16 protein-coding genes are annotated in these 19,949 nt (G+C 39.2%); 8 read left to right on the forward strand and 8 right to left on the reverse strand.

Annotation, left to right across the window (positions count from 1 at the left end; all coding sequences use genetic code 11):
* Positions 1-259 precede the first annotated feature (259 nt).
* From efp to ESY88_RS06455, 5 genes are all read right to left on the reverse strand, one after another.
* A complete protein-coding gene (gene efp, locus ESY88_RS06435) occupies positions 260-826 on the reverse strand; it encodes an elongation factor P (RefSeq protein WP_147086525.1) in 567 nt (188 codons plus the stop codon).
* An 88-nt stretch (positions 827-914) separates the two neighbouring features.
* The gene (lpxA, locus tag ESY88_RS06440; protein WP_147086631.1) at positions 915-1,703 is read right to left on the reverse strand and encodes an acyl-ACP--UDP-N-acetylglucosamine O-acyltransferase; all 789 of its coding nucleotides are present in this window, start codon (positions 1,701-1,703) and stop codon (positions 915-917) included.
* Positions 1,704-1,798: 95 nt separating this feature from the next.
* A complete protein-coding gene (locus ESY88_RS06445) occupies positions 1,799-3,205 on the reverse strand; it encodes a bifunctional UDP-3-O-[3-hydroxymyristoyl] N-acetylglucosamine deacetylase/3-hydroxyacyl-ACP dehydratase (RefSeq protein WP_147086524.1) in 1,407 nt (468 codons plus the stop codon).
* Positions 3,192-4,220, reverse strand: a complete 1,029-nt coding sequence (gene lpxD / locus ESY88_RS06450) for a UDP-3-O-(3-hydroxymyristoyl)glucosamine N-acyltransferase (protein WP_147086523.1) — start codon at positions 4,218-4,220, stop codon at positions 3,192-3,194. The genes ESY88_RS06445 and lpxD overlap by 14 nt, the downstream gene beginning before the upstream one ends.
* A gap of 537 nt (positions 4,221-4,757) precedes the next feature.
* Complete coding sequence (locus ESY88_RS06455) at positions 4,758-5,981, reverse strand: HD domain-containing protein (protein WP_147086522.1); 1,224 nt, start codon at positions 5,979-5,981, stop codon at positions 4,758-4,760.
* Positions 5,982-6,036: 55 nt separating this feature from the next.
* Between ESY88_RS06455 and porX the strand changes: the two genes are divergently transcribed.
* From porX to ESY88_RS06485, 6 genes are all read left to right on the forward strand, one after another.
* Complete coding sequence (gene porX / locus ESY88_RS06460) at positions 6,037-7,590, forward strand: T9SS response regulator signal transducer PorX (protein WP_147086521.1); 1,554 nt, start codon at positions 6,037-6,039, stop codon at positions 7,588-7,590.
* 301 nt (positions 7,591-7,891) lie between these two features.
* Positions 7,892-8,314: a tRNA (adenosine(37)-N6)-threonylcarbamoyltransferase complex ATPase subunit type 1 TsaE gene (gene tsaE / locus ESY88_RS06465; protein WP_147086520.1), complete on the forward strand. Its 423-nt coding sequence runs from the start codon at positions 7,892-7,894 to the stop codon at positions 8,312-8,314.
* Between the two features lie 276 nt (positions 8,315-8,590).
* Positions 8,591-9,151 (forward strand): hypothetical protein, encoded by a 561-nt coding sequence (locus ESY88_RS06470; protein ID WP_223270744.1) that lies wholly within the window; start codon positions 8,591-8,593, stop codon positions 9,149-9,151.
* Positions 9,152-9,217: 66 nt separating this feature from the next.
* Positions 9,218-10,417, forward strand: a complete 1,200-nt coding sequence (locus tag ESY88_RS06475) for an alanine dehydrogenase (RefSeq protein WP_147086519.1) — start codon at positions 9,218-9,220, stop codon at positions 10,415-10,417.
* 111 nt (positions 10,418-10,528) lie between these two features.
* On the forward strand, positions 10,529-10,909 hold the full coding sequence (locus ESY88_RS06480) for a DUF4258 domain-containing protein (protein ID WP_147086518.1): 381 nt from the start codon (positions 10,529-10,531) through the stop codon (positions 10,907-10,909).
* Between the two features lie 75 nt (positions 10,910-10,984).
* Positions 10,985-12,109 (forward strand): DegT/DnrJ/EryC1/StrS family aminotransferase, encoded by a 1,125-nt coding sequence (locus ESY88_RS06485; RefSeq protein ID WP_147089832.1) that lies wholly within the window; start codon positions 10,985-10,987, stop codon positions 12,107-12,109.
* A 441-nt stretch (positions 12,110-12,550) separates the two neighbouring features.
* On the opposite strand, the gene ESY88_RS06490 is transcribed toward ESY88_RS06485, so the two are convergent.
* A complete protein-coding gene (locus ESY88_RS06490) occupies positions 12,551-13,732 on the reverse strand; it encodes a proline dehydrogenase family protein (RefSeq protein WP_147088569.1) in 1,182 nt (393 codons plus the stop codon).
* A 93-nt stretch (positions 13,733-13,825) separates the two neighbouring features.
* On the opposite strand from ESY88_RS06490, the gene aroB reads away from it, so the two are divergent.
* Positions 13,826-14,911, forward strand: a complete 1,086-nt coding sequence (gene aroB, locus ESY88_RS06495) for a 3-dehydroquinate synthase (protein WP_147085717.1) — start codon at positions 13,826-13,828, stop codon at positions 14,909-14,911.
* Positions 14,912-15,268: 357 nt separating this feature from the next.
* The gene (locus tag ESY88_RS06500) at positions 15,269-16,330 is read left to right on the forward strand and encodes a DUF3667 domain-containing protein (protein ID WP_147085718.1); all 1,062 of its coding nucleotides are present in this window, start codon (positions 15,269-15,271) and stop codon (positions 16,328-16,330) included.
* A gap of 49 nt (positions 16,331-16,379) precedes the next feature.
* On the opposite strand, the gene ESY88_RS06505 is transcribed toward ESY88_RS06500, so the two are convergent.
* Together ESY88_RS06505 and uvrA are read right to left on the reverse strand one after the other, a co-directional pair.
* Positions 16,380-16,604 (reverse strand): hypothetical protein, encoded by a 225-nt coding sequence (locus ESY88_RS06505; RefSeq protein WP_147085719.1) that lies wholly within the window; start codon positions 16,602-16,604, stop codon positions 16,380-16,382.
* 331 nt (positions 16,605-16,935) lie between these two features.
* Positions 16,936-19,719, reverse strand: coding sequence for an excinuclease ABC subunit UvrA (gene uvrA / locus ESY88_RS06510; RefSeq protein WP_147085720.1), 2,784 nt, complete (start codon positions 19,717-19,719; stop codon positions 16,936-16,938).
* Between the last annotated feature and the right edge of the window lie 230 nt (positions 19,720-19,949).

Here is a 19,949-nt window from a genome sequence, read left to right on the forward strand (position 1 = left end):
AATCGCGTTGTTGTACCGATTCCGTTTGACGCGATGAATCGCGTTGTTGTTCTGTTTTTGTTCGACGCGATGAATCTCGTCGCTACGGGATAACATTGTTCGATGTGATGAATCGCGTTGTTGGTCCGATTCTGTTCGACGCGATGAATCGCGTTGTTGGTCTGCTTCTGTTCGACGCGATGAATCGCGTTGTTGGTCTGCTTCTGTTCGACGCGATGAATCGCGTCGCTACGGGATAACATTGCGATACATCGCGTTGTTATTCCTTGACGCGTTCTTTGTAGGTGCCTTTTTCGGTTTCAATTCTAATTTTGTCACCTTCATTGATAAACAGCGGTACGTTAACCTCTGCCCCTGTTTCCACCGTTGCGGGTTTTGTGGCGTTGGTTGCGGTATTGCCTTTCACTCCTGGATCGGCATGAGTCACTTCGAGCACAACGCTTGCTGGCATATCTACCGATAATGGCATATTGTCTTCGGTATTGATCAAAACAGTTACGACTTCACCTTCCTTTAATAAATCGGGACGATCAAGGGCTGCTTCGGTCAAACGGATTTGCGTGTAATCTTCCTGATTCATAAAATGAAAAAACTCGCCATCGTGATATAGATACTGAAATTTATGAGTCTCCACCCGCACGTCCTCAATTTTATGTCCTGCGGAAAATGTGTTGTCCAAAACTTTACCAGTTGTTACGCTTTTCATTTTGGTGCGCACAAATGCTGGCCCTTTTCCAGGTTTAACATGTAAAAATTCTGTGATTTTATAGATGTCGTGATTATACCTAATGCACAATCCGTTTCTGATGTCTGATGTTGATGCCATATCTTGTGAAGTTGTTTGTTGTTAATTTGTTTAGTGTTGCACAGCTTTTGCGCTTCCGCGGAAGATTTGCTACTTATGGATAAGCCTTTTAAGAACTCGATTTGAAATACCCCTTCATGATGCCACGATGGGAATTTTTTATGAACTGAAGGATCTCGTCACGTTCGGGAGTGGCTTCCATTTCAGCTTCAATCAAATCTGAAGCCTGTGTGTTATTGTAATTTTTCTGATAGAGAATACGATAAATATTCTGTACTTCACGGATTTTTTCCGCAGAAAAACCGCGACGTCTCAACCCTACGGAATTGATTCCGACGTAAGATAATGGTTCTCTGGCAGCTTTCACATAAGGCGGAACGTCTTTTCGCACCAAAGATCCACCGGTCACAAAAGCATGGTTGCCAATGGAACAGAATTGGTGTACCGCGGTCATACCCGCCAAAACCACATAATCACCTACTGTAATATGACCTGCGAGTGTACTGCTATTTGAGAAAATACAATTGTTGCCCACAATACAATCGTGCGCAATATGGCAATAGGCCATGATCAAACAATTATCGCCAATGACGGTTTTCATTTTATCGGTTGTACCTCTATTAATGGTCACGCATTCTCTTATGGTTACATTGTCTCCAATAACAGTCAAAGTATCCTCATCATTATATTTAAGGTCTTGCGGAATCGCAGAAATTACCGAACCCGGGAAAATACTGCAGTTCTTACCAATACGAGCGCCCTCCATAATTGTGACATTGCTGCCAATCCAGGTGCCCTCTCCAATGGTAACATTACTGTAAATAGTTGTAAATGGTTCTATAACCACATTCTTTGCGATTTTTGCGCCAGGATGTACGTATGCTAAAGGTTGGTTCATTTTTAGTTTTTTATGGGATTTGGCATTGGTTTCAGGTTTGCTTTGTTTATCGGCTTTATTTTGCTGAAACTTAAACACAATATTAAGGTCTTTTATTATTTTACTTTAGAGATTTGAGCCATCAATTCTGCTTCAGCACACAGTTTTCCGTTGGCATAAGCATAGCCTTGCATGTGACAGATGCCACGCCGAATTGGCGTAATCAAATCGCACTTAAATATCAATGTATCTCCAGGCACGACTTTCTGCTTGAATTTCACTTTGTCTATCTTCATGAAAAAGGTCAAGTAATTTTCTGGATCTGGCACGGTGCTAAGCACTAAAATACCACCAGTTTGCGCCATGGCTTCAATGATCAAAACACCAGGCATTACAGGTGCCCCAGGAAAGTGCCCTTTGAAGAACTCTTCGTTCATGGTCACGTTTTTCATGCCAATAACACCAGTATCTGTCAACTCGAAAACCTTATCCAAAAGTAAAAACGGTTGTCTGTGTGGCAACATCTCCATGATTTTGTTGACATCCATCAAAGGCTCTTGATTTAGATCAACGTATGGTACGTTGTTGCGTTTTTCGTTTTTTATGATCTTGGATAGTTTTTTTGCAAACAAGGTGTTGATGTTATGCCCTGGTTTGTTGGCAATCACTTTCCCCTTTATACGTGTGCCCACCAAAGCAAGATCACCCACAACATCCAATAATTTATGACGTGCTGCTTCGTTGGGATAATGCAAGGTGAGATTATCCAAAATACCGTTGGGTTTTATAGCAATGGAATCTTTTTTGAAGGCTATCTTGAGCTTTTCCATTGTTTTTGGGGATAATTCCTTATCCACATAAACAATGGCGTTGTTAAGGTCCCCGCCTTTTATCAATCCGTGCTCCAAAAGGGTTTCCAACTCATGTAGGAAACTGAAGGTTCTGGAATCTGATATTTCAGTCTTAAATTCTGAAATATGGTTCATTGTTGCATTTTGAGTGCCCAAGACCTTGGTGCCAAAATCGACCATGGTGGTCACTTGGTAGTTTTTTGCTGGCATCACAATGATTTCACTTCCAGATACTTCATCACAGAAGGAAATCACTTCAGTAACCACATATTCTTCCCGAAACTCATCCTGATTCTCCAAACCTGCTTTTTCAAGCGCTTCAATAAAGAATTTTGCCGAGCCATCCATAATAGGCGGTTCTGAGGCATCGAGTTCAACAATGATGTTGTCGAGGTCCATACCTACCAATGCAGCCAAAACGTGCTCTGAGGTTTGAATGGTCACACCATTTTTTTCTAAACAAGTCCCTCTTTCTGTATTGGTCACATAATTGGCATCTGCCTCAATCACTGGAGAACCTTCAAGATCTGTACGTTTAAAGCAAAAACCCGTATTTGATGGCGCCGGGCAAAAAGTTAGCGTTACATTTTTGCCTGTATGCAATCCAACACCAGTCAAGGAGATTTTTTCCTTGATGGTTTTTTGTTTAACGTCTGTTTTAATTATCGCCATTTAATTTCTTTTCTAAATCGTTGATTCGTTTCATGATCTTAGGTAAATTCTTAAAATGCACATAAGATTTATTGAAATCCCCATAGCCTAAAGCTGGAGATCCTTGTATGATTTCATTATCCTGTATGTTTCTACCAATACCTGACTGGGCTTGGATTTTCACATTATTGCCTATTGTAATGTGACCAACAATACCAACTTGTCCACCAATTTGACAATTTTCGCCAATTTTGGTAGAGCCTGCCACACCAGTTTGGGCGGCAATGACCGTATTTCTTCCAATATCCACATTATGGGCGATTTGGATTTGATTATCCAATTTAGCACCTCTTCTTATAATTGTTGAACCTAGAGTGGCTCTGTCAATGGTTGTCGCTGCTCCAATGTCCACAAAATCTTCTAAAATAACATTTCCGGTTTGCGGCACTTTGATGTATTCACCATCCCCATTTGGCGCAAAGCCAAAACCATCGGCCCCTATGATAGCACCAGAATTAATGACGCAATTGTTGCCAATCACACATGCCGCATAAATCTTTACACCCGCAAAAATTATAGTATTGTCTCCTATTTTCACATTGTCACCAATATAGGTATTAGGGAAAATTTTCACATTCTTACCAATCCTTACATGCTCGCCAATATAACTAAAAGCGCCCACATAGTGTTCCTTACCTAAGATTGCAGAATCGGCAATAACCACAGGTTGCTCAATGCCTTCCTTGTTCAGTTTGATTTGATTGTAAAATTCCAATAGCTTTGAAAACGCTTTATAGGCATCATCTACCTTTATTAAGGTAGTTGAAATCTCGCTCTCTGGCTCAAAAGTTCTATTGACGATTATAATCGATGCTTTTGTAGAATACATGTAAGACTTATACCTAGGATTCGCCATGAAGGTCAAAGATCCTTCTGTGCCCTCTTCAATTTTGGAAAGTCTAGAAACTTCAACATCGGGATTGCCCACGATATCTCCTTCCAAAATTCCAGCGATTTGTTGTGCTGTAAAGTTCATCCTCGCAAAAATAGCAAAAATGTATCAAAAACGTTCTATTTGCAATAAAGTGTGTCTCGGTTTATTTTTAAGCCCTACTGCGGAAACCGTTTTTGATGCGACTATTTTTTTTATGAATTGTTGATTTTACAGCCTATCATTTTATAAGCTTTTGGGTTATGGTTTTTTGAATCATTGGGTTATGGATGTCGTAGTTCAATGAAATGCATCAAAACTGAAGCTTTTTAAATACTTGATATATAACGATAGCCACGAATCCATCTTGGTTTTAATTGGACTGTATCCCGTTAATAATTTTTCGAATGTTCGCAATCAATCATAATTGTCTGATATCGTTTTTTTTATTGCTGAATACCTCTTGGTTTCTATCTTTCGTGGCGGGTGGCTTATTCTAAAATTATTTGTTTATTAGAGCCTGTTTGCGCCCTAGTGCGGGGGCAAACAAAAATTAGGATGGACTGACGAAATTTTTAATCATTATGTCTAGAAGCAGATCTCGACTAATTTTAAAGGCTACGGAAAATCGTTACCAAAGTCTTATTTCTTCGGATAACAGATATAAAATTTAGTGACAGGTTTAGAGAGCGCCACAATGTTGAATTGATCTGAAGCCTTTGAGATGTCAACCACTTTCCCGTTTTTCTGAAGGATTTGAATTTGCTCAATATCTGATTGATAAGCCTGATTATATACTTCTCCTGTAAAGACAAAATAATCTGCCTCTGCTTCGGAAATTGGATACCGCAGCATCAAGGTTTTGATTTTCTGGTGCAGCACTGTTGGCTTAATTGGATTATTCTTCAGTTTAATTTTGAGCAGATCCCTATTGATGATCATGCTGCAGAGATGACGCAGCACAAAATCATCGTGATATTGCCAAGCTTTCATGGCTGCAAGAATATCGGTATCATCCAATTGGGAAAACGTATCTAAAATAGAATCGTCAAAGTTTTCCGAAGAAATTTTGGTGGATAAAAAGAATTGAAGTGGTGCACTGGCAGAAAGAGCCACTCCGTTTTCTGTCAATTCCTTGGCGCGTTTTAAAACCCGAGTCAACAATTGCTCTGCAACTACGCTGGTTTTATGCAGGTATACTTGCCAGTACATAAAACGCCTTGCGACCAAAAACTTCTCTACACTATAAATGCCCTTTTCCTCAACCACGATGCGGTCATTCTTGACGTTAAGCATTGTAATAAGCCGTTCGCTATTGATATTGCCTTCGGCGACACCGGTATAAAAACTGTCGCGCTTGAGGTAATCGGCCCGGTCCATATCGAACTGGCTGGAGATGAGCTGGCATAAAAAAGGCCGATGAAAATTGCCCTTGAAAATTTGGATGGCCAGCGTTAATCTTCCGTTAAATTCACGATTGAGATTTTCCATGAATAGCGTTGAAATATACTCATGTGAAACACCACTTACGATACTGTTTTCCATCGCGTGTGAAAATGGACCATGACCAATATCGTGCAATAAAATGGCAATGTAAAGGGCGTTTTCTTCATCTTCGGAAATGTCAACCCCTTTAAAACGAAGCACATTCACAGCTTTCTGCATTAAATGCATACATCCAATGGCGTGATGAAACCTGGTATGATGTGCACCTGGATAGACCAAATAAGACAAGCCCATTTGTGAGATGCGACGTAAGCGCTGGAAGTATTTATGCTCTATTAAATCAAAGATCAACGAATTGGGTATGGTAATAAATCCGTAAATTGGATCGTTAAAGATCTTGAGTTTGTTACTTAACTTCAAACTTTGCATTTTTACACCATATATACATGGTCTTATTAATTCTAAACAAATATACATGAACACTATAAATATTCTTTGGGTTGACGACGAAATTGACCTATTAAAACCACATATTCTTTTTCTTGAAAAAAAACAATACAAGGTGACCACTTGCCAAAGTGGCACAGAAGCTTTAGAGATTATTGACGACACCAATTTTGACATCGTCTTTTTGGATGAAAACATGCCAGGCCTCACGGGATTGGAAACATTGAATGAGATCAAGTCAAGACGCGCCAACCTTCCTGTTGTGATGATCACCAAAAGTGAAGAAGAATATATCATGGAAGAAGCAATTGGCAATAAGATCGCCGATTATTTGATCAAGCCAGTAAACCCAAATCAGATCCTGTTGAGCTTAAAGAAGAACTTGGACCACTCCCGATTGGTTTCAGAAAAAACGACTTCCAATTATCAGCAAGAATTCAGAAAAATCGCCATGGACCTATCTATGGTCAACAGTTATAAGGAATGGATAGACCTTTATCAAAAATTGATCTATTGGGAATTGCAATTGGAAGACATTGAAGATGTTGGGATGACTGAAATTTTGGAATCCCAAAAAACCGAAGCAAATACACAATTTGGAAAGTTCATAGAAAAGAATTATCCCCATTGGTTTGATAAGGATAGCGATGCGCCCATCTTGTCACATACCCTTTTTAAGGAGAAAGTTGTGCCAGAACTTAGCGATGACCAACCCACACTTCTAGTGGTTATAGACAATCTACGTTACGATCAATGGCGTGCTTTTGAGCCCATTGTGAGCAATTACTACAAGAAGACCGATGAGACCCCTTTTTTTAGCATCTTACCAACCGCCACGCAATACGCAAGAAATGCCATATTTTCTGGATTGATGCCAAGCGATATGGAAAAACAACATCCAGAATTCTGGAAAAATGATACCGATGATGGCGGGAAAAACATGCATGAAGCCGATTTTTTACAAGCCCAGCTCAAGCGACTCGGACTTCAAAACCTAAAAACCGAATATCATAAAATCACCAACCTAAAAGCGGGTAAAAAGCTGGTTGAAAACTTCAAAACCTTGAAGAGCAATGACCTGTCGGTGATTGTTTACAATTTTGTGGATATGCTCTCACACTCCAAAACCGAAATGGACGTCGTCAAGGAATTGGCATCCAATGACAAGGCCTATAGATCCTTAACTCAAAGCTGGTTTAAAAACTCGCCACTTTTGGAAATGATACAACAAGCACAACACTTGGGTTTCAAATTGATTCTTACCACAGACCATGGTACCATTAACGTGAAGAACCCCTCTAAAGTAATTGGTGACCGCGATACCAGTTTGAACTTACGCTACAAAACCGGTCGTAGTTTGACTTATGAGGGCAAAGATGTGTTGGTGGCCAAGGATCCTAAAAGCATTAAGTTACCATCCCTGACCATGAGCAGCTCCTTTATTTTTGCCAAGGGTGATTATTTTTTGGCCTATCCCAACAACTACAATCATTATGTGGGCTATTTCCGCAACACCTATCAGCATGGCGGTGTTTCTTTGGAAGAGATGATCATCCCTTTTGTGGTAATGAGTCCAAAATAGACATGCTCTGTTTTGATATAAGCAGCACAAGGTTTGTCTACTTAATTGCATGTTAAATAGTTGCTATTGAATTTCTTGGTTTATTTATCTTTGTTTGACGAATGCCATCTAAAACACAAAATTTATGTTTTGTTGGAGCTTGTGCTTTATTGGAATTACTGTAGTGCTTTTTCCGTGTAATGCAAATAAAGCCGTTGAAATACATTTTTTCTAGTTTTTTACAGAAATATTACTTATCATTGTAAGTTGAAAATGGAATGTAATACGAACAATGGGCACATCTTATCCTAATCAAGTTAACATGAGTTATGATTTGTCACAAGTTGATGCCATTGCCAAACAAGTTTTGGAGCAGTGTAACTGTAAAGTCATCCTATTTCAAGGCGAAATAGGTGCTGGCAAAACCACACTCGTAAAAGCTTTGGTAGGTCGATTGGGTAGTGTTGATGAGGTAAGCAGTCCAACATTTTCAATAGTGAACGAGTATCTTTTAGAAGACGGCGCGGTATTTCATTTTGATCTCTACCGTATTAATTCTGAAGATGAGCTTTTAGATTTAGGTTTTGAAGATTACATCAACACCAACAATTGGATATTTATAGAATGGCCAGAAAAGGCTTTCAATTTGCTGCCTGAATCTTGGGAGAGCATATTGATAAAACATATAAATCAAGACGAACGGGCTCTAATAATGAGCCATAACCTACTAAAAACCCAAATCTGACTGAAAAAGAGCAGCAAAAACCGAAAATAATTTCCCTCGGGAGAGCAGGACATACTTATAGAGTACGGTAAAACCGTAATTGAAGGGTCGTTTTAGGACGAATTTTAACATTCGTTTTAACAGTTTAATTAATGTGCGTCAATTATATTTGACTCAAATAAATAATTAATTAATCTAAATCCCTTAAAATTATGAAAACTAAAAAGTATTTAATTGCATTAGCAATTTTCGGTGGCGCTTTGTTCACAGCTCAGGCAACTGATCTAATTGACCTAAATGGACAAACTACTACACAAATTGACAAGAGACTCGTTAGAATCCCAACTCACGGTTAATCAAAAAAAACAACAGTATAAAGCTATTGTTATAGGGAGTCTTATTGGCGTTTTAATTGCCTTGACTCCCTTTTTGTTTTATTCTTATATTTATATTCCTGAGGAAAGTCATTGGGATGCATTCTTATTTACATATCATAGTGGTTTTTACAATAACGCTAGGACGGGAATGTGGTCTATTCTAGGCAAATTCGTGCCCTTATTTTTGCTATTTATTTGGTTTTTCACTTGTCGTCATTGGTGGTTTCATGCAATATTAGTTCCCATTTCAATGTTTACCTATCAAATTATTGGTGTGATTAATGACGATATCATCTTCTTCGATAATTTTGATCTCATCTATATGGTTCCGATAATGGCTGTCATTATTCCTTCCATCTATCTCATAAGAGCCAAAATGTTTGACAAAATTAATAATGCAGACAAAAGCATGAAAGAAATTGAGGAAGAATTCATGATCAAACCCAAAGGCCTTATGAATACCTTAAAACAGTATTTTTGAGAACCTTCCCACTTCACTTTATTAATCCAATTTTTTTTGTATTTTGAGTCTTCAATCTAAAAAGCAATGAGCGAAGCTTTATCTCCATTTACCAAGGCACAATTAATGCCTCAAGAAGAAATGCTTGAGGTCTATAAAAAGAAGGGTGACTTATTTATTGGTATCCCAAAAGAAACTTACTTTCAAGAAAAACGAGTCTGTTTAACTCCAGATGCGGTGTCGGCTTTAGTGGCCAACGGGCACCGAGTGATGCTGGAAGCTGGTGCAGGCAAAGGCGCCAATTTCAAGGACAAAACCTACAGCGATGCCGGTGCGGAAGTAACACGAGACACCGCAAAAGTGTACTCCTGCCCTATCATTCTTAAAGTGGAACCTCCTTCTTTGGAGGAAATCAAAATGATCAATCCACAAACCCTATTGATCTCTGCGCTTCAATTAAAAACTCAAAAAAAATCTTATTTTGAAGCCTTGGCTTCCAAACGTATCACAGCGATTGCATTCGAATATATTAAGGATGAAGAGGGCGCCTATCCTGCGGTAAGATCTTTAAGCGAGATTGCTGGGACTGCCTCGGTCTTGATCGCTTCAGAATTGCTGTCTAACGTTAACGGTGGTAACGGACTCCTATTTGGCAATATACCTGGTGTGCCACCTCTTGAAGTAGTGATAATCGGTGCTGGCACGGTGGGTACGTTTGCAGCAAGATCTGCCATGGGCCTTGGCGCCAATGTCAAGGTTTTTGATAATAGCATTAGCCGTTTGAGACGCATTCAAAGTGAATTGAAACAAACCATCTATACATCAACACTACAACCCAAAAATCTGCTTAAGGCGCTAAAACGCTGCGATGTGGTTATTGGTGCGGTCAAAGGCAAGAACAGGGCACCAATCGTGGTGTCTGAATCTATGGTAAGTTCCATGAAAGCTGGGGCTGTAGTGATAGATGTGAGCATTGATACTGGTGGTTGTTTCGAGACCAGTGAAATGACTTCCCACGACAAGCCCACTTTTGAATATAACAATGTGGTGCATTATTGTGTGCCTAACATTCCGGCGCGATATTCGAGATCGGCATCGGTATCTATCAGTAATATTTTCACACCTTATTTGCTCAAAATTGCAGAAGACGGCGGAATTGAAAATGCCATCCGTTTTGATCGCGGTTTAAAAAATGGGTTGTACTTTTACCACGGAGTTTTAACCAACAAAACCGTTGCCAATTGGTTTGATTTAGACTGTAGCGACGTTAATTTGTTGATTTTCTAAAAATCTTTAAGCATTCCCTTTCCAGGTCTCAATAATTGCCATTATAGATTGAGATCATATTATTTTCATGGAAAAACTCCAAGTGCTCAAACAACAAAGTGAAGAACTAAAATGAGATTTATTCATAGATTAGGTTACTATCTAGGCGGTTTTGCCATTGGTTTGCTATTGCTCGCCTTTTTTTTAAGCGGAAAGCGTACCTCGTGCTCCTATGGTCCCGATGCAAGAACCATTAAGAACATTAATTTAAAGAAACGCCTATATTCTGAAGAAGCACGTTTGAACATGAGCCAATTCCAATTGGACACCTTGCAGGTTTCGGAGCTTATAAATTCTGGTGATGTCAATTTTTCAGAAAGTGATACCAAAGGTGATGCTTGCCATACCTATCTCATAGAAAATGAATTTGAAAATCAAGATATGGAATTGTGGATTGAAAATTGTGACTCCGTCGCAACGGTACAGTCTATAGTTTTGAGGAAAGAAGATTGAAGTATTTTTAGTTTTTTTGAACCTTGAACTTTGAACTTTAAACCTTAAACCCTAAACCCCGAAGCAGACCTAGCAATGGATTCAAAAATATGGTTATCCTCCCCACATTTGGGTACTAAGGAACGCGCATTCATCAACGAGGCCTTTCAATCTAATTGGATTGCTCCCTCTGGGAAATTGGTGGATGGTTTTGAATCTGATATTTCTAATTATTTAGGTAACGAGCAACACGTAGCAGCCTTAAACTCAGGGACTGCTGCCATTCATTTGGCGCTTGTTTTATTAAACGTGGCTGCTGGTGATGAAGTGCTCTGTCAAAGTCACACCTTTGCCGCATCGGCAAATCCCATCATATACCAAGGTGCAACCCCCATATTTATTGACAGTGAAGCCTTGAGCTGGAATTTATGTCCGGAACTACTGGAACAGGCCATCAAGGATCGCATTAAAAAAGGTAAAACCCCTAAGGCTATTATTGCAGTGCATCTTTACGGCATGCCTTATCAGGTAGATGAAATTCAAGCAATCGCTGCGCATTACAACATTCCCATCATAGAAGACAGTGCCGAAGCTTTTGGCAGCCGATTTGAAAACAAAATGTGTGGTACTTTTGGGAGTATGGCTATTCTATCCTTTAACGGAAACAAAATCATCACCACCTCTGCTGGTGGTGCTTTAATCACTAAAGATAAATTTTTGCGCGATAAAGCGGTCTTCTTGGCGACTCAGGCTAAGGATGATCATGCAGCCTACACGCATTCAAATATTGGCTATAATTACAGAATGTCAAATGTATTGGCAGGAATTGGTCGCGCCCAAATGGAAGTTCTGGATAGTCGCGTCACTGCACGTCGCAACAATTTTAAAGTTTATTCGGAAGCATTGGCACATTTAAGTGAACTTAAGTTTCAGCAAGAACCCAAGAATTGTGTTTCAAACCGTTGGCTGACTTGTGTATTGACGCCTTCCGAAGAAGTAAGAGAAGGCTTAAGAAAACATCTCGAATCTTTGAACATCGAGTCCAGACCCTTTTGGAGACCCATGCACCTTCAACCAGTTTTTAAAGATGCCCCGGCTTATGTGAATGGTGTTTCTAAAAACCTTTTCAAGAAGGGATTGTGTTTGCCAAGCGGTTCAAATCTTAGTGAAGCCGATTTGAATCGTGTCATAAATGGCATAAAGGATTTCTTTCGTGTTTAGAGAAACAAAGCCAACTGCAAAGAATAGTATAGGTCAGTAATTCTGAAGTAAAAGTGAACTGCTGCAAGATCAGCCTTCTTCAAACGTGAGCAACCATTACAAATCGTTGCATCGAAATTGAAAATTTCAAAATCTAGGATTATCAAGAAGTAGAATTTTTCAGAGTCTGATTCAGGAAAAAAAAATTTTACGACCTGAGAGCGAACAAACTAAACCACTATGGCCTAGAGTACCATAGATTTTTTGAAACAGACTGAAAGTATGTTGAATTCGTGAAATGAAAAGTATTTCATTGCGTGCGCTCTAAGGAGAACAACAGATTTCGTGAAAACCTGCCTACCGGACAGGCGGATTCGTGTAATTTTTGGCTAAGATATTGTAGAAGCTAAAGCGAGATGCACTAAAGTACATAGTTTTGACTTTCTTTAAGACCAATAAAATTCATTTATTTTCAGACTTTCTTCTGGCTTGCTCTGTGGTTATCAAATTGAGCTCTCTACTGGTTTGACCTGCGACTGAGGTATTTTCTTCAGCACGTCTTATCAAATACGGCATGACTTCTCTTACGGGTCCAAAAGGCACATATTTGGCGACGTTGTAACCTTCCTTGGCAAGATTGAAACTTATGTGGTCGCTCATACCATACAATTGGCCAAACCATACATTATTATCTTTTTTATCGATATTGAGCGTTCTCATCATATCCATTGCGATGTAGCAGCTAAATTCGTTGTGGGTTCCAATGAAGATCGAAATCTCTTCAAGGTGCTCCAAAATATATTGCACACAGGCATTAAAATTGTCGTCTGTGGCTTTTTTATTTTCGCAAATTGGCGACGCATACCCCTTCTCCTCTGCCCTTTCGCGTTCTTTTTCCATATAGGCACCACGCACCACTTTAAATCCAGGTTTGAAATTGTGCTGTTTGGCGCGTTGGTGCACCTTTTTTAGATAATCCAAGCGGTCCCAAAGATAGGTTTGTAGGGTATTGTAAACCACAGGAACCTTAGTATTATACCGTCGCATCATCTCCTCACAAATTTCATCGGCCGCATCCTGCATCCAACTTTCCTCTGCATCTATCAATACTTCCACATCACGTTCCTCTGCCAGTTTGCATACGCGATCATAACGATCTATAACACGCTCCCATTCTAATTGTTCTTCTGTAGTGAAGGTTTTGCCCTCACCCTTTTTTTGATACAGATAAAAACGACCAAAGCCTGTAGGTTTAAACACCGAAATTGGCATGGCCTCCTTCTCATCGGCAAATTTTATTATTTTCATGATTTTTTCCGCAGCAGCATCAAAATGAGATTCTATCGCTTTGCCTTCCACAGAATAATCCAGTACCGAGCTCACACCTTTGGTATACATAGCATCGATGACATCATTACAATCTTCTTCATTGATGCCACCGCAAAAATGGTCAAATACTGTATATCTAATCAGGCCTTCCACAGGGAGATGTAACTTTAAGGCAAAATGTGTGACCATAGTGCCTATTTTTACCAAAGGTGCGTATCCAATCATTTTAAAAAGCAAGTAAGCTCGCTGTAATTCGGAGTCTCTTTTTAAACTGAAAGCGGTTTTGGTGTTTTCGAAAAGATGATGTTCTGTCATAAAAAAAATATATTGCAAAAATAATTATTCACAGACGATTATTTTGTTAAAAACCGCTAATTTTCCAACTTCCTTAAAACAAGACCAATCCTTATGAATTCTATTGAAACTAAAGATTACACAGTGCACTTTAATTCAGTTGCTTACGAAGCCATAAGCTCTTATTTGAAACAAAATAATTTCTCAAAAATATTCGTACTTGTTGATCAAAATACCCATGAACATTGTTTGTCTCACTTCTTATCGCATTTAGAAACGGATCTTGAAATCGAAATCATCGAGATTGAAGCTGGAGAAGCGCACAAAACCATTGACACTTGCGTTGGCGTTTGGGAATCCTTATCCAGTTTGGGGGCAGATCGCAAAAGCATCCTGCTCAATCTTGGTGGTGGTGTTGTTACCGATCTTGGAGGCTTTGTCGCCTGTACGTTTAAGCGTGGCATAAAATACATCAATATTCCAACCTCATTGCTGGCGATGGTAGATGCATCGGTTGGCGGGAAAACTGGCGTTGATCTTGGTAGTATAAAAAATCAGGTTGGTGTTATCAGTTCTGGTGATCTGGTTTTGATCGATACCAGTTTCTTGGATACACTTCCTCAAAATCAATTGAAATCTGGCTTGGCAGAAATGTTGAAGCACGGCCTCATTGCCGATCGCAGTTATTTTGAGAGCTTGACCAATTTGTCTCAACTCACTTTAAATGATCTTGACCAGCTCATATACGATTCGGTATTGATTAAAAATGATATTGTCACTAAAGATCCTTTAGAACATGGCATCAGAAAACACCTAAATTTTGGCCATACCTTAGGGCATGCCATCGAATCTTATTTTTTGGAGCATTTAGAGAAGAAAGCGCTTTTGCATGGGGAGGCCATTGTCATCGGGATGATTCTAGAGACTTTTATCTCTGGGAAGCTTCTTGGTTTTCCTGAAAATGACTTAGACTACATAACGCGAAGTTTCAATAAAATCTACCCACCTGTGAGTATCGATGTAACTGACTACGGAAAAATCATCGATTTACTGAAATTTGACAAAAAGAATGAACACGGAAACATCAATTTCGTACTATTGGAAGCCATTGGAAAACCAAAAATCGATTGCTTGGTAGACAATGAGCTCATTTTGGAAAGCTTTGAGTTCTACAAGAACAGTTCTCGTTTGAAGGCTTAACTTAAAACTGGGTTTGTGTCTCAAACACCAAAAACCCTAAAGACTTGGGGGCATCTTTAGGGTTTTATTTGGCCACTTTTAAAAAAGTGAACACTCAATCAAATTAAATGCTTATGTTTTCTAGATTTTTAAAAAGTGCTTGCCGTTTAGAAATCCATTTGCATTAAGAGTGATGCAAGATGCGTGCCAGAACCAAGCTTGCCAATCAAAAATGACGGTTTTAAGCTAGTATTAATAGGAATTGCATTTGATTTTTAGATGTTCACCCTTTTTTACTGAATTTCTACTGAAGACTCTATCCACCATATCCGTGCGTGTAAATTTTTAGTAAATTTAGCACATCAACCAATCAATACTATGGATCAAGACTTGCAACAATGTCAAAACTGTGATTACCAATTAAAAGCCGATTTTGAGTTTTGCCCAAATTGCGGACAAAAAGTAAACGAAAAGTTGACCTTGAAGGTGTTGTTTTACAATACGGTAAGCAATTATTTTTCTGTAGATGCCCGATTTCTAAAGTCGTTTCTTCCCTTAGTTTTCAAGCCAGGTTTTTTGCCCACAAAATTTATTGAAGGCAAACGATCACGGTACTTGCATCCTGCGCAGTTATATCTTTTTATTTCGGTGGTTTTCTTTTTTATATTATCGCTTTCCACCAATTCCCAACCCGAAAAAATCAATCAGGAATTATTACGCACAAAATCATCCGAAAAAGCCTCGGTGCTACAAGATTCAATAGAGGCAAAACAACTAGATTCTGTTGACAGGGCGGAAGCAAAAGCATTTTTGAAAAACAATAAATGGCTTGGTAGTGTGCCAGAACAGAAGATTGATTCGATTCTTGCCGATCCTAATGTTAATAAAAACGATATTTCTTTTGGGTTTGATGAATTAAAATTGGATTCACTAATTGCGGCTAATGCCAGTGATAAAGAAATTTTTAAAGCCATGGAAATGAATGACGACGCTGGCTGGCTAAAACGAAAATTTTATGGACAGATTTTAAAGTTCTATAAATCTCGAGATGGCGGAAGTATATTGAAGGTGATTTATGATAAGATACCCATTGCTCTGTTTTTTCTATTGCCCCTATTTGCTCTGCTCTTAAAATTATTCTATTCCAAAAAGGGCAATTACACTCACCATTTGGTATTCAGTTTCTATTATTTTTCCTTTTTGTTTTTGATATTTAGTATCATTTTTGGCATAAATCTAATTTGGAACGTATCAGGCTGGCTTGATTTCTTGTTGCTTTTTTCCGCCTTCGTATATTTTCTTATTGCACTTAAACGGTTTTATCATCAAGGCTGGTTTGTTAGTTTCTTTAAGGCCAATGTGATCTCATTTTTGTTCTTAGTATTTATACTCCCGGCAACAGCAACCATACTTTTTGTTTATGCGTTCTTGTTTTACTAAGTTATTCAGGGTTTTTCGGCAGTCCAAATGGATGCGTTTAAAAAGTGACTCAAGGTCTCGTTATCTGCAATGATGCCTTGAGGTTTCCGTGGTCTATGACCTTGAGTCTATTGGCGTCGTCCACGACTAAATTGAGCTCAAAACCATTGTATTTGTTTTTATCTCCCCTGATGATCTCACCAATGATTTGAATCGCGATAATTCTTGAAAGTTCGATGTTACACTTGGCATCCTTAGTTTTAGTACTGAAAAACCCTTTGTAAAAACGATTCAATAATTTATCAACGGCACTAAGCCTAAAAAAATTATGCATCAAAAACGCACCACCTGTCGAAAAAATAAGGGTCTATAAGGACATGAATTAATAATTCATTAAAAAGGCCAAACTTACGCTATCTATAAGCATTTTGATCCCTAACGCTATAAAAACGGAAGGCATCAATACAAATAACCTGCTAAAAATAGCGTGGCCAAGTGATGGTTAAATTCATATTTAAAATCAGAGCTTTTAAGTAGTATTTGGGCTTCAAAATTGACTCCACCCGTCACAAAAGGCTTAATGGGCGTTTTTTCTTGACTTGAGCAACACCCAACATTGGCGATTCTTAAAGTTTAGCCTTCAAATACCTTCCCGTTATGGATTTCTTGTTCTTGATAATTTCTTCTGGAGTGCCATGTGCGACTAGTTCTCCGCCACGGCTGCCACCTTCAGGGCCTAAATCGATCACATAATCGGCACACTTGATCAATTCCAAGTTATGTTCAATAACAATGATGGAGTGGCCCTTCTCGATCAATGCCTGAAAGGATTTCAACAATTTTTTGATGTCGTGAAAATGCAAGCCTGTGGTAGGTTCATCAAAAATAAACAAGGCTTTATCGCTCTTTGTTCCTTTGCCCAAAAAGGAAGCCAATTTAATACGCTGCGCCTCACCACCAGATAAGGTTGATGAGCTTTGGCCCAAGGTCACGTATCCCAGACCTACGTCCTGAAGCGGTTGCAGTTTGCCTTGGATTTTAGTTTGGCCCTGTGCCGCAAAGAAGGAAATGGCATCATCAATGGTCATGCTTAGCACATCGTCAATATTCTTGCCTTCAAAAGCTACCTCCAACACTTCCTTTTTAAAACGTTTGCCATTACAGGTTTCACAAGTTAAATGCACATCGGCCATGAATTGCATTTCAATGGTCACTTCACCCTCTCCCTTGCAGGTCTCACATCGGCCGCCATCAACGTTAAAACTAAAATGTTTGGCTTTGAAATGACGAATGTGACTCAATTTTTGATCGGCAAACAAAGCCCTAATATCGTCATAAGCCTTTATATAGGTTACCGGATTGGAACGTGAGGATCGCCCAATGGGATTTTGATCTACAAACTCAATGTGTTTTATGTTTTTATAGTTTCCTTTTAATTCTGAAAACTGGCCTGCTTTATCGCCAAATCCAGTAAGTTCTTTCTGAATGGCAGGAAACAGGATTTTTTTGACCAAAGTACTCTTGCCGCTGCCTGAAACGCCTGTGATTACCGTGAGCATATTCAGAGGAAAAACCACATCTATATTTTTCAAGTTATTTGCTCTTGCGCCTAAGACCTCAATTTGATATTTTGAAGTTCTCCTTTTTTTAGGCAGCTCAATTTCCATGGTTCCATTAAGATATTGTGCTGTTAGCGAACTCGATTTGAGGATGTCCTCAAAAGTTCCCACTGCAACAACCTCTCCTCCCAATGTGCCAGCTTCTGGACCAATATCAATGATTTCATCTGCAGCTTGCATGATATCCTCATCATGTTCAACCACGATAACTGTATTGCCCAAGTCCCGTAAGGCCTTCAAGACATCTATTAACTTTTCAGTGTCTTTGGGATGCAATCCAATACTTGGCTCATCCAGAATATACATAGAGCCCACCAAACTACTTCCAAGCGAAGTCGCTAAATTGATTCGCTGACTCTCGCCGCCAGAAAGCGTATTTGATTTTCGGTTTAAAGTAAGGTAATCGAGACCCACATTACTTAAAAAAGCCAATCTATTATTGATTTCCTGCAGTAAACGCTCTGCGATTTGAAGGTCATACTCATTAAGCTCCAATTCCTTGAAGAATTGACTGAGCTTATCCAAAGGCATTTCAACCAAATCGGTAATGGTTACGTTGGTTATCTTAACGTAATTGGCCTCTTGGCGCAAACGTTTCCCTTTGCAAAGGCTGCATTTTGTTTTTCCACGGTAACGCGATAACATGACCCGATTTTGGATCTTGTAAGCCTTTGATTCCAATTCAGCAAAAAAAGCATGGAGCCCCTCAAAATATTTATTTCCATCCCAAATGAGTTGCTTTTGCGCATCGGTCAATTGAAAAAATGGCTTGTGAATAGGGAAATCAAACTTATGTGAATTATTGACCAATTGATCACGGTACCAACTCATGCTCTCACCTCGCCAAGGAAAGATGGCATTTTCATACACCGACAGCGCGGTATTTGGAATTACCAGCTCATCATCAATCCCAATCACATCGCCGTAACCTTCGCACTTGGGACAGGCGCCATAAGGGTTGTTGAAGCTAAACAAATGCGGGTTTGGTTCTAAAAACTGCATCCCATCCAATTCAAACTTGTTATTGAATTCCCTGCGTTTCTTAGTGCCGAGTGATTCAATGATACTGGTTCCCTTGCCTTCAAAAAAAGCCGTCTCAATGGCATCTGCCAAGCGGTTGAAGAAATCATCCTCGTGTTTGACGATGATTCTATCCACCACCAGAAACACCTCTGATTCGATGTTCTTTTCAATCGCATCATCAATTCTCAAGACCTCTTCCTTGTATTGTATTCTGGCATAACCCTGTTGTTTCAAAGCCTTTAGCTTGTCTTCCATGCTGCGACCTTCCTCCAAAACAATCGGTGCGAGCAACAACAATTTCTCACGTTCTTCAAAAGATTTCACATGGTCCAAGACATCTTTGGTGCGATGTTTTTTGACTGGATCGCCAGAAATAGGCGAATAGGTTTTGCCTATTCTCGCAAAAAGCAATTTGAGGTAATCATAAATCTCGGTGGTTGTGCCTACGGTAGATCTTGGATTGGTGGAGTTCACTTTTTGCTCAATGGCGATTGCGGGTGCAATTCCTTTGATATAATCTACTTTAGGTTTGTTCAAACGGCCTAAAAATTGTCTCGCGTAACTGGAAAGGCTTTCAACGTAACGTCTTTGACCTTCAGCATAAAGCGTATCAAATGCCAAACTGGATTTTCCTGAGCCCGAAAGCCCTGTAATTACCACCAGCTTGTTTCTTGGGATAACCACATCTATGTTTTTGAGGTTGTGCAGTTTAGCACCCTTTATAATGATGTTTTGTTTTGGATTTACGTCTAATAGAGTATTGTTCATAGGAGATTGAGCGAATTGGAATGTGCAAAGGTAACACATCTACATCAGCCTTTAAAATGGTTTATTGTGTGTTAAATAGTTAAAGTTTGTTATTTATTTTTGTTTTTTAGGAATGATTGTTGTTATATTTGGGCAGTTAACCCATTAAACCATAGTTGCCTATTTCATAATTTTACTTTAGAACATTTAACCCCTAGCCAAGATTTAACTCTTTGCCCTAAAAGTAATGA

Origin of the sequence: Subsaximicrobium wynnwilliamsii, assembly GCF_007997225.1 — a bacterium.
GTDB lineage: Bacteria > Bacteroidota > Bacteroidia > Flavobacteriales > Flavobacteriaceae > Psychroserpens > Psychroserpens wynnwilliamsii.